7 protein-coding genes are annotated in these 9395 nt (G+C 62.4%); 2 read left to right on the top strand and 5 right to left on the bottom strand.

Going from position 1 to position 9395, the window contains the following annotated elements; genetic code table 11:
- Position 1: 1 nt before the first annotated feature.
- Positions 2-1414 (bottom strand): phosphomannomutase/phosphoglucomutase, encoded by a 1413-nt coding sequence (locus tag Q4P21_RS03585; RefSeq protein ID WP_303387482.1) that lies wholly within the window; start codon positions 1412-1414, stop codon positions 2-4.
- A 106-nt stretch (positions 1415-1520) separates the two neighbouring features.
- Between Q4P21_RS03585 and Q4P21_RS03580 the strand changes: the two genes are divergently transcribed.
- Positions 1521-3740 (top strand): ATP-dependent DNA helicase RecQ, encoded by a 2220-nt coding sequence (locus Q4P21_RS03580; protein WP_303387481.1) that lies wholly within the window; start codon positions 1521-1523, stop codon positions 3738-3740.
- A gap of 6 nt (positions 3741-3746) precedes the next feature.
- Entirely contained in the window at positions 3747-4949 is a 1203-nt protein-coding gene (locus Q4P21_RS03575; protein ID WP_303387480.1) for an MFS transporter, read from the top strand.
- A 40-nt stretch (positions 4950-4989) separates the two neighbouring features.
- Here the strand turns inward: Q4P21_RS03575 and Q4P21_RS03570 are convergent, their stop codons facing one another.
- Genes Q4P21_RS03570 through Q4P21_RS03555 form a run of 4 tightly spaced genes read right to left on the bottom strand, consistent with a single transcriptional unit; the run spans position 4990 to position 9341 of the window.
- Complete coding sequence (locus tag Q4P21_RS03570; protein ID WP_303387479.1) at positions 4990-5283, bottom strand: hypothetical protein; 294 nt, start codon at positions 5281-5283, stop codon at positions 4990-4992.
- Positions 5276-6196 carry a slipin family protein gene (locus tag Q4P21_RS03565; RefSeq protein ID WP_369598857.1) on the bottom strand — a complete coding sequence of 307 codons (921 nt, stop codon included), beginning with the start codon at positions 6194-6196 and terminating at the stop codon, positions 5276-5278. Before Q4P21_RS03565 ends, Q4P21_RS03570 begins: the two co-directional genes overlap by 8 nt.
- A complete protein-coding gene (locus tag Q4P21_RS03560) occupies positions 6193-6987 on the bottom strand; it encodes a hypothetical protein (RefSeq protein WP_303387478.1) in 795 nt (264 codons plus the stop codon). The genes Q4P21_RS03565 and Q4P21_RS03560 overlap by 4 nt, the downstream gene beginning before the upstream one ends.
- Positions 6984-9341, bottom strand: a complete 2358-nt coding sequence (locus tag Q4P21_RS03555; protein ID WP_303387477.1) for a nitric-oxide reductase large subunit — start codon at positions 9339-9341, stop codon at positions 6984-6986. Before Q4P21_RS03555 ends, Q4P21_RS03560 begins: the two co-directional genes overlap by 4 nt.
- Positions 9342-9395: the final 54 nt, after the last annotated feature.

Below are 9395 nucleotides of genomic sequence, written 5' to 3'. Positions count from 1 at the left end.
GTTATCTGCGCACGAGTTCCAGGACGTGGTCGCGGACATCTGCCATGGTGACGATATCCAGGGCTTCGGCATTCAGGCGCAGGAACGGTTCGGTGTTGGAGGCGCGCAGGTTGAACCACCAGGAACCGTCCTTGGCTGTGAACGTGATGCCGTCGAGTTCGTCGACGATGACGTCCTCGCGCGTGTAGGCAGCGCGGACCCTTTCCACGGCAGCAGGAACGTCAGCCAGTTGGGAGTTGATTTCCCCGCTGGAGACGTAGGGCTCGTATTCGCGGCCCAGGTCGGAAAGCGTGCCGTCCTGCTCGCCCAACGCGGCCAGAACGTGCATGGCAGCGAGCATGCCGGTGTCTGCGTTGAAGAAGTCACGGAAATAGTAGTGGGCCGAGTGTTCCCCGCCAAAGACGGCGCCTTCGGCTGCCATGGTGGCCTTGATGAACGAGTGGCCCACGCGTGTGCGCACGGCACGGCCGCCGTCGTGGGCGATCAGCTCAGGCACTGCGCGGGAGGTGATGAGGTTGTGAATGACGGTGGGGTGTTCCTCGCCGAGGGCCTGGACCCGGGCAATTTCACGCCGCGCAACCAGTGCCGTGACGGCCGACGGCGAGAGCGGGTCGCCCTTTTCATCGATCACGAAGCAACGGTCCGCATCGCCGTCGAACGCCAAGCCGATGTCTGCCCGGTGCTTGACGACGGCGGCCTGCAAGTCACGCAGGTTCGCCGGCTCGAGCGGGTTGGCCGGGTGATTGGGGAAGGTGCCGTCAAGCTCAAAGTACAGCGGCACAATCTCAAATGGCAGGCCAGGCAGCAGGGCGTCGCCCAAAACGGCAGGAGTGGTCATGCCTGCCATGCCGTTGCCGGCATCGACAACAATTTTTAGCGGACGTGAGCCGGAGAGGTCAACAAGATTGCGCAGGTATTGGGCGTAGTCCTTCAAAACGTCCGCTTCACCGATCTCCCCGGTGCTGCCAGCCGGAATACCGTCTGCCAGGTAGGTTTGTGCCAGATCACGGATCTGAATCAAACCGGTTTCGGAGGACAGCGGAACAGCGCCGGCACGGGTCATCTTCATGCCGTTGTACTCGGACGGGTTGTGGCTGGCGGTGAAGACCACCCCTGCTGCGTCGAGACTGCCTGAGGCAAAGTACAGTTCGTCGGTGGAGATCAGCCCGAGCAGCTTTACATTGGCGCCGCGCCCGGCAGCTCCCTCGGCAAAGGCTTTGCAGAAGTCAGGGGAGGACGGCCGCATGTCGCCGCCCACCAGCACTGTTTGCCCCGTCAGCTCGAGGACGTCGACAAAGGCAGCCGCCACGGCCCGGACAGTGTCGTCGGTGATGGTTGTACCGACGATCCCACGGACGTCGTAGGCCTTGAACGAGCTGGACAGGTCAACTGGAAGGTTCTGTTCAGTAGTCACCTTTTCATCTTACCGTGGGGGTACAAACCGCAAAGTTGTCCACAGATTGCCTCCGTGTTGGCTCCGAGCGCGCCCGGATGTCCCCTGCCGCTGGAATACTGGTGGCATGAGTACGCAACCAGCACCTGATGCCTTGACCTCCGTCCAGTCAACAGTCTCGGGTAGCCCCGACTCGGCAGGTGGCTCGGCGGGTACGCATGTTTCGGACTCGGCTGGCACCAGAGCCCAGGCACTGGGAGTGCTGCGTGCCCTGGTGGGACATCCGGAGGCGGATTTTCACGACGGGCAATTCGAGGCCATTGAAGCGCTGGTCGAGCACAACCGGCGCGCATTGGTGGTCCAGCGCACCGGTTGGGGAAAGTCCGCGGTGTATTTTGTTGCATCGCTGCTGCTGCGTTCCAAGGGTGCTGGGCCGACGCTGATTGTCTCGCCTTTGCTTGCTTTGATGCGGGACCAGGTGGCTGCGGCCGAACGTGCAGGCGTGCGGGCCATGGCCATCAACTCCGCGAATGCCACGGAATGGGCAGAAGTTTCTGCAGCGCTGGCAGCGGACACCGTGGATGTGCTGTTGGTTTCGCCGGAGCGGCTGACGAACCCGTCGTTTAGGGAAAACCAGCTTCCGGATCTGATTCGGCGCACGGGCCTGCTGGTGGTTGACGAGGCCCATTGCATTTCCGATTGGGGGCACGACTTCCGCCCTGACTACAGGCGTATTGCCGATCTGATTGCCCAGTTGCCACCGACGGTTCCCGTGTTGGCGACAACTGCGACAGCAAACTCCCGTGTGGTTGCCGACATTGAGGAACAACTGGGTGCGGGCGTGTTCACCATCCGTGGCCCCCTGGCGCGGAAATCGCTGCGGCTGGGTGTGCTGCGGCTGGCGGACTCCCGGGACAGACTGGGCTGGTTACTCACGCACCTGGCCGAGCTGCCGGGCAGCGGCATCATCTATTCCTTGACGGTTTCCGCAGCCGAGGACACGGCCCGCCTACTGGCTGAGGCGGGGCATGTGGTGAAGGCTTACACGGGCCGCACCGACACCATGGACAGGGAAGCGCTGGAAGAAGCCCTCAAGAACAACCAGGTCAAGGCGCTGGTTGCCACCAGCGCGCTGGGCATGGGTTTTGACAAACCTGATCTGGGCTTTGTTGTCCACTTGGGGGCGCCGTCCTCACCCGTGGCGTACTACCAGCAGGTGGGCCGTGCCGGACGTGGCAGTGCTAACGCCGACGTGCTGCTGCTGCCCGGCAGTGAGGATGCGGATATTTGGCGGTACTTTGCCACATCCTCCATGCCGGACAGGGAAAAAGCCTTGGCTGTTTTGGAAGCTTTGGGTGGCTCCGTCAGGCCCATGTCAACACCGGCACTTGAATCCCGGGTGGATCTGCGGCGCACACCGCTGGAACTCCTGTTGAAGGTGCTGGCCGTGGACGGTGCTGTGCAGCGTGTCTCCGGCGGATGGGAGACCACCGGCCAGCCCTGGGCCTATGACGAGGAACGCTACAGGCGCATCGCCCAGGCGCGCGTGGATGAGCAGCAGTCCATGATTGAGTACGAACGCATGTCCAGCTGCCGCATGGAATACCTGGCGGCAGCACTCGACGATGATACGGCCGCTCCTTGCGGCCGCTGCGACAACTGTGCGGGACGGTGGTTTAGCGCTGAGGTCGGTTCCGGCGCAGCCGCAGCTGCGGGTGAGTCGTTGCGCCATGCCGGGCTTCCGCTCGACCCACGGGCCATGTGGCCCACGGGGATGGACAGGCTGGGCGTACCGGTGAAGGGAAAGCTGAAGGCTGGCGAACTGCTGTCGACCGGACGGGTCCTGGCCAGGCTCACCGACCTGGGTTGGGGCAATTCACTGCGGGCCATGTTCGCAGCCGGGGCACCCGACGCGCCCATCGACCCCGCCATGGCTCAAGCTGTGGTGGCCGTGTTGCGTGAGTGGGGGCAGCACGGATGGGAAGGAGCCGGGCGTCCGGTTGCCGTGGTCGCCATGCCGTCACGCACCAAACCGCAGTTGCTGGCCTCCTTTGCCCAGGCCATCTGTGAGATTGGCAGGCTGTCGTACTTGGGCGAGCTGTCCCTCGCGTTTGGCGGACCCACGGGGGAGCGCGGCGGCAACAGCGCCTACCGGCTGGCCGGGGTCTGGGAACGCTTCACCGTGGGAGATGAATTGCAGGCAGCGCTCGCCGCCTGCCCTGACGGTCCAGTCCTGCTGCTGGATGACCTGGTGGACAGCCGGTGGAGCCTCACCGTGGCCGGACGCGCCCTGCGGCTTGCCGGTGCGCAGCAGGTGCTACCGCTGGTGCTGGCACAGGCTGGCTAGGGACAAGTGAGCGCCCCGCCAACCTGGCCCGTGGGAAGCCCCTTGAATGGCCGGGCCCGCAGTGCCCTTCTGGCCGTGGTGACCACTGCGGCCTTTCTGACCTTCGCACAGGCTTTCATGGTGGCGCCGATACTGCCACAGCTCGCCTCCGCTTTTGGCACTGGCGTGGGAACTGTAGGACTTTCGGTTCCGGCCTACCTGATTCCCTATGGACTCATGACACTGTTTTGGGGGCCACTGTCAGACCGCACGGGCCGGCGCCCTGTCATCCTCGGTTCCCTGCTCATTTTCGCGGCACTGACCGCCGCCACGGCTCTGGCCCCTGGGGCTACGGCGTTCATCGTGATGCGTATTGCCACGGGCATTGCCGCCAGCGGCGTGGTCCCGATCTCGCTGGTTCTCATCGGTGACGTGTTCCCCTTCGCAGAGCGCGGAAGAGCACTGGGTTGGCTGTTCGGAGGCATGGCAGGTGGCATTGCCGTTGGCTCCACGGCTGGTGCACTCGCTGAACCAGTCCTCGGTTGGAATGGCTTGTTTTTAGTCTCCGGCCTCAGCATCCTGCTCGTGGGGGCCCTCGCGGCATTTTTGCTTCCCCGCCCGCACCGCGCACCAACTGTGGTGCCCTGGACAGAGGTCGCCACGGGTTACCAGCGGTTGTTGGCTAACGTCCGGGGGGCCCGCACCTATAGCTATGTTTTGCTGAATGCCGTGCTGCACTCGGGAATCTACACGTGGTTGGGCGTTTACCTTGTGCAACGATTCGATTTGGGACCGATCGGGGTTGGTCTGGCCCTTTTGGGCTACGGTGTGCCGGGCTTTTTGTTTGGGCCTGTCATAGGCCGTTTGGCTGACAAGTATGGGCGTGCCCGCATCATTCCGTTGGGCATGGTGACGGCTGCAGCATGTGCCTTTGTCCTGGCTGTGGACCCTCCGCTTCCCGTGGTGGTGGCCTCCATTGCCATCCTCTCGTTGGGATACGACATGACGCAGCCATTGTTTGGCGGCATTGTCACCGATTTCCCCGGCAGCACCGGTCAGGCTGTGGGGTTGATGGCCTTTGCCTTGTTCCTCGGTTTTGGGACGGGCAGCTTGATATTCCAGACCATGCTGGGTGCCGGTTTCCCTTTGGCCCTCGGTGTATTTGGCGGCGGTGCACTGATCGCCGCAACCCTTGCCTTGCCCTTGTTCCGCTCCGAACGCCCGCACTGAGCTGAGCCCACGCCGGAAGCACGAGCCTATGCGCAGTTGTTCACAGGTCGCTGCCGTTGCTGCCGTTGGGCTTGGACCGGAGCCAACGCAGCACGCCCAGGAGGGCGATGGCCCCGCCAACGCCGCCGGCCACCATGCCGACAAAGAGCCAGAGAAACATGGGGTCGAGGCTGGTCTCTGAAGCAGGCGAGCCAATCATCGTGCCGCCCAGAAAGCCGGCCAGCGGCGCAAGGAACAAGATGATGGCCCCTATGACAATCATCTTCAGCCCTGGAGGGTGTTCTTCCGAGCCCCTAGCGGGAGCGGCCATTGCAGGAGCGTCGTTCTCAGACATGGTCGGGCCTTTCCAGATGGATTTCAGGGAACGGGGTCAGATCAAGCTCGGGGTCGGCTCCATGGTCCGGCTGCACAGGGTCCTGTGCTGTGTGCGGATTCTTTGACCCGTTGTGGTTAGTTGCCGCCGGTGCTGGGACGGCAGCTTTTTCTTCCCGCCTGGGCAGCCGGTCCAGGAACGGGCCAATGATGTCCATGGGAAGTGGGAAGACGACAGTTGAGTTCTGGTCTGCACCGAGTTCCAACAGTGTCTGCAGATAGCGAAGCTGGAGGGACGCGGGGTTGCCGCTGAGCACGTCCGCAGCTTGGCGCAACTCCTTGGAAGCTTGAAGCTCGCCCCGGGCGTTGATGATTTTGGCGCGCCGTTCCCTCTCAGCTTCGGCTTCCCTGGCCATGGCGCGTTGCATTGCTTCAGGGATCTCTACATCCTTGATCTCAACCACCTTCACGTGCACGCCCCACGGTTCGGTCTGTGCATCGATGGTGCGGGCCAAGTCCTCGTTGAGGTCGGCCCGGTGCGCCAACAGGGTGTCGAGGTCCGCGCGGCCCACCACTGATCGCAGCGTCGTTTGGGCCATCTGCGACGTGGCCACCGCGTGGTTCTCCACCGCCATGACCGAGCGAGTGGGGTCGACGACTTTGAAGAGTACGACGGCGTTGACGCGCGCGGGCACGTTGTCCTTGGTGATGACTTCTTGAGGCGGGATGGTCAGTGTGACGATGCGCAGGTCAACGCGCACCAGTTTCTCCAACCCCGGAAAAATCAGCCGCACGCCAGGATCGAGTACGGGGCGGAGCCGCCCGAGGCGGAAGGCAACGCCACGTTCGTATTCCCTGATGATCTTCACCGAGCCGAGCAGGAACAGCAAAACGATCACCACAACAGCAACTATCACAATCTGGATCCACGTCATGTGTGCTTCCTCCTGATCCAACCCTCGGCGGCCGCCTCGCCATCGGGCTTCTCGAACGACCCCCAGCGGGTCGCAAACTTGTCATGTTCAGCAGCTGCTGTGCCAGTTTCTGCGGCCTCGCTGGAGCGGCCTTGCGGCGGTCGCAGCTGAACCGGAACGGGGCCGGGACGGCGGTCACTTCCATAGTTCGTGTGCCGGCGGGCTTCACGCGCGGACCCGACCGCTCGGCGAGCCACCGTGTCATCGAGCGTCTCCACCTTGACATGGTCAGGGAAGCGGGCCGGTGACCGGTGGAGGTGGGACCACAACGGCCAGCTTGCCGCCGCGATGACCAGAACCGTTGCACCCAACACGAGCAGCTCGGCACCGTTTCTGCCACCGAGCATGGTGGCCAACGGCCAGGCCAAGGCCAAGATGACGACGGCACAGGCTATGCCGCGGTGAAAACGCTCCGCTTCGGAACTGGGCCACGGATCGACGTTGCGGCTCATTGCGCGGCCGCTGTTTGAGCTGGTGCAGGAATCTTTGACCGGGCAGGCATTGCAAACTGCCGGATTGGCCCGATAGCGCATGACGTGGTTATCCGGGTCAAAGGAATCGGGCCACAGCCATTGATCCTGCGGGCACAGCCACGCGTCATGGTCGGAATGGTAGTGGAAACCGCCTGAGCGCCACTCCACTGTGCGCTGTGCTGTTCGCCGGGCAAGCGCATCCAGAATGTGTGCCACTGCCAACAGCAGGAGCCCGTAGCCGGTGGCAAACCATACGAGCGGGTCGATGGTATTCATCATGGCTCCCGACCTCCATTATCGGAACGGTCGCCTGACCAACCTTGATCGTTTCGATCTCCGTGGTTGTCGGAACCATAGCGTTGGCGAGGTTCGACGTCGTCGTCTGTTCCCGTCCCGGTTCCAGCCGCAACTGTTGCCGGCTGCTCCAACACGAAGAGCGCTTCTTCCGGGACGTCGTAGGTGGTCGCCTTGATCCCGTGGCGGACTCCGAGCCAGGTGATCCACAGGAACGGCAGCACTCCGACGATGATGAGCATCAAATCCCCTGGCAGGCGCAGCCATTCAAGGACGGCGTTCCCCGGTTGCGTAATGAAATTCAGCGTCCGCGCCTCGTAGTAGCTGTCATTGATGGAGTGCCAAAGCTGGATGACGCCCAAGGGGATCAACGTTGCAAAAGACATCCAGGCCAGCCCTAGGTTCAGGCCCCAGAAGGAGAGCCGGGCCGCTTTGTCCGACCAACGCTCCGCCGGGATGATGTAGCGCAACGCGAACAGGGCCAGTCCGACGCCGAGCATCCCGTAGACGCCCATCATGGAGGCATGGGCGTGGTTGGCTGTCAGCGCGGTGCCTATCTCGTAATAGGAGACGATGGGCAGATTGACCAGGAAGCCGAAAACACCGGCCCCGAGGAAATTCCAGAAACCCACCGCCACCAGGAACATGACAGCCCAACGGTGCGGGAACGGGGCCGAACTTCGAGATTCCTGGCGCGAACCAAGCTGCAGGAAGCTCCACGCCTCGATCGTAAGGAACGTCAGTGGGATGACCTCCAAAGCCGAGAAGAACGCACCCAACGCCATGTTCTCCACCGGGGTACCGGAGAAGTATAGGTGGTGCATGGTGCCGATCACACCGCCCACGGAGTACAGAATGACGTCGAGCAGGATCAGTTGCATGGCGATCTTGCGGCGGATCACCCCGAGCATGACGAAGATGTACGCCACCATCACCGTCGTGAACAATTCCAGGAAGTCCTCAACCCACAGGTGAACAACCCAGAAGCGCCAGTAGTCGGCCACGGGCAGTGCCGTCTCGGTGCTGGCCAGCAGGCCCACGGCGTAAAAGCCGGGGATGGCCAGTCCGGAGTAGAAGAAAAGCCACGGGAGGTTGAACCGGTGCTCTTTTTGCAGCCGGGCGCGGATGCCGCGGTAGATGATGATGATCCACAGGAACAGCCCGACGACGAGGACGCCCTGCCAGATCCGCGGCAAGTCCAAATACTCCCATTGCATGTCCCACAAAGGATTTCCGGCCACGGCCTCAACGCCAAAAATACTCATTGCCTCGCCGACGAAAGAGCCTGCGATGACAAGCGCCAAGGCGCCCAACAAGCCGTAGATCAGCCATGTTTGGCGTTTCGGTTCGCGTCCGGAAATATAGGGGGCCAAGAAAATCCCCGCAGCCAGGAATGACGCGGCCGTCCACAAGATGGACAGCTGGACATGCCAGGTCCTGGCCAGGTTGAACGGCAGCATTTTGGCCAAGTCGAAGCCGAAGAAACTTGATAGGTCAGCGCGGTAGTGTTCTATGGCGCCGCCGAGCAGCGTCTGACCAAGAAAGAGGATGGCCACGATGAAAAAGTACCAAGCGGTGGCACGCTGGCCGGGGGTAATGGCGACCTTGCCCGGCTGTCGGAACGACAACGCCGGTGTTTCTCCACTGTCCCAGCCGACATTTCGGCTCCACCGCCCATACATCGCAAACAGCAGGCCGGTTCCAACAAGGAGGGCTATCAGCGACAAACCGCTCCAGACGATGATGTCTGCAGTCGGGCCGTTGTTCACCAACGGCTCACCCGGCCAATTGTTGGTGTAGGAATAGTTGTGCCCCGGCCGTTCCGCTGCCGCAGCCCACGATGTCCAGGCAAAGAAGGACGTGAGCTGACGGATGTCCTGCTGGCCGGTGATGGCATTGGGGATCAGCCCATACTGGGTGGTTGGCGAACCAAAGTAATCTGCGTAGTGACCCTGGATGGCTTTGAATGCCTTGATCTGCTCATTCGTAAACACCAAGTTGCCGGTGTCCGCGTCATAGCGGTTGGTGCGCATCATGGTGACGAGCGCCCCGTGCGGGTCCTGAATGCCCGTGGCGGTGAGGTCTGCCAGAACCATGGTGGCTGACCGGCGCAGGTAGTCGGCCGTGTAGTCGGGGCCGAGGTAACCGCCGTGGCCGACGATGGAGCCATATTCCTGCAGACCCCGCCGGAGGAAGATCTGTTGCCCGGAGGTAATGTCAGCCCCCGTGAAAACAACCGTTCCCTGCGAATCAACGACCTGCTTTGGCATTGGCATCGAGTCCGTGTACGTGCGAACCGCCAGAAATCCCATCACGAGAAATCCGAAGATCATCACCATTGCAACAGCCTGGATCCAAACCCTTGAAACAATCAATTCGGATCGTTGGCGCCC

It is taken from the genome of Arthrobacter sp., from assembly GCF_030540645.1.
Taxonomy (GTDB): domain Bacteria; phylum Actinomycetota; class Actinomycetes; order Actinomycetales; family Micrococcaceae; genus Specibacter.
This window is presented reverse-complemented; position numbering and strand designations above follow the sequence as displayed.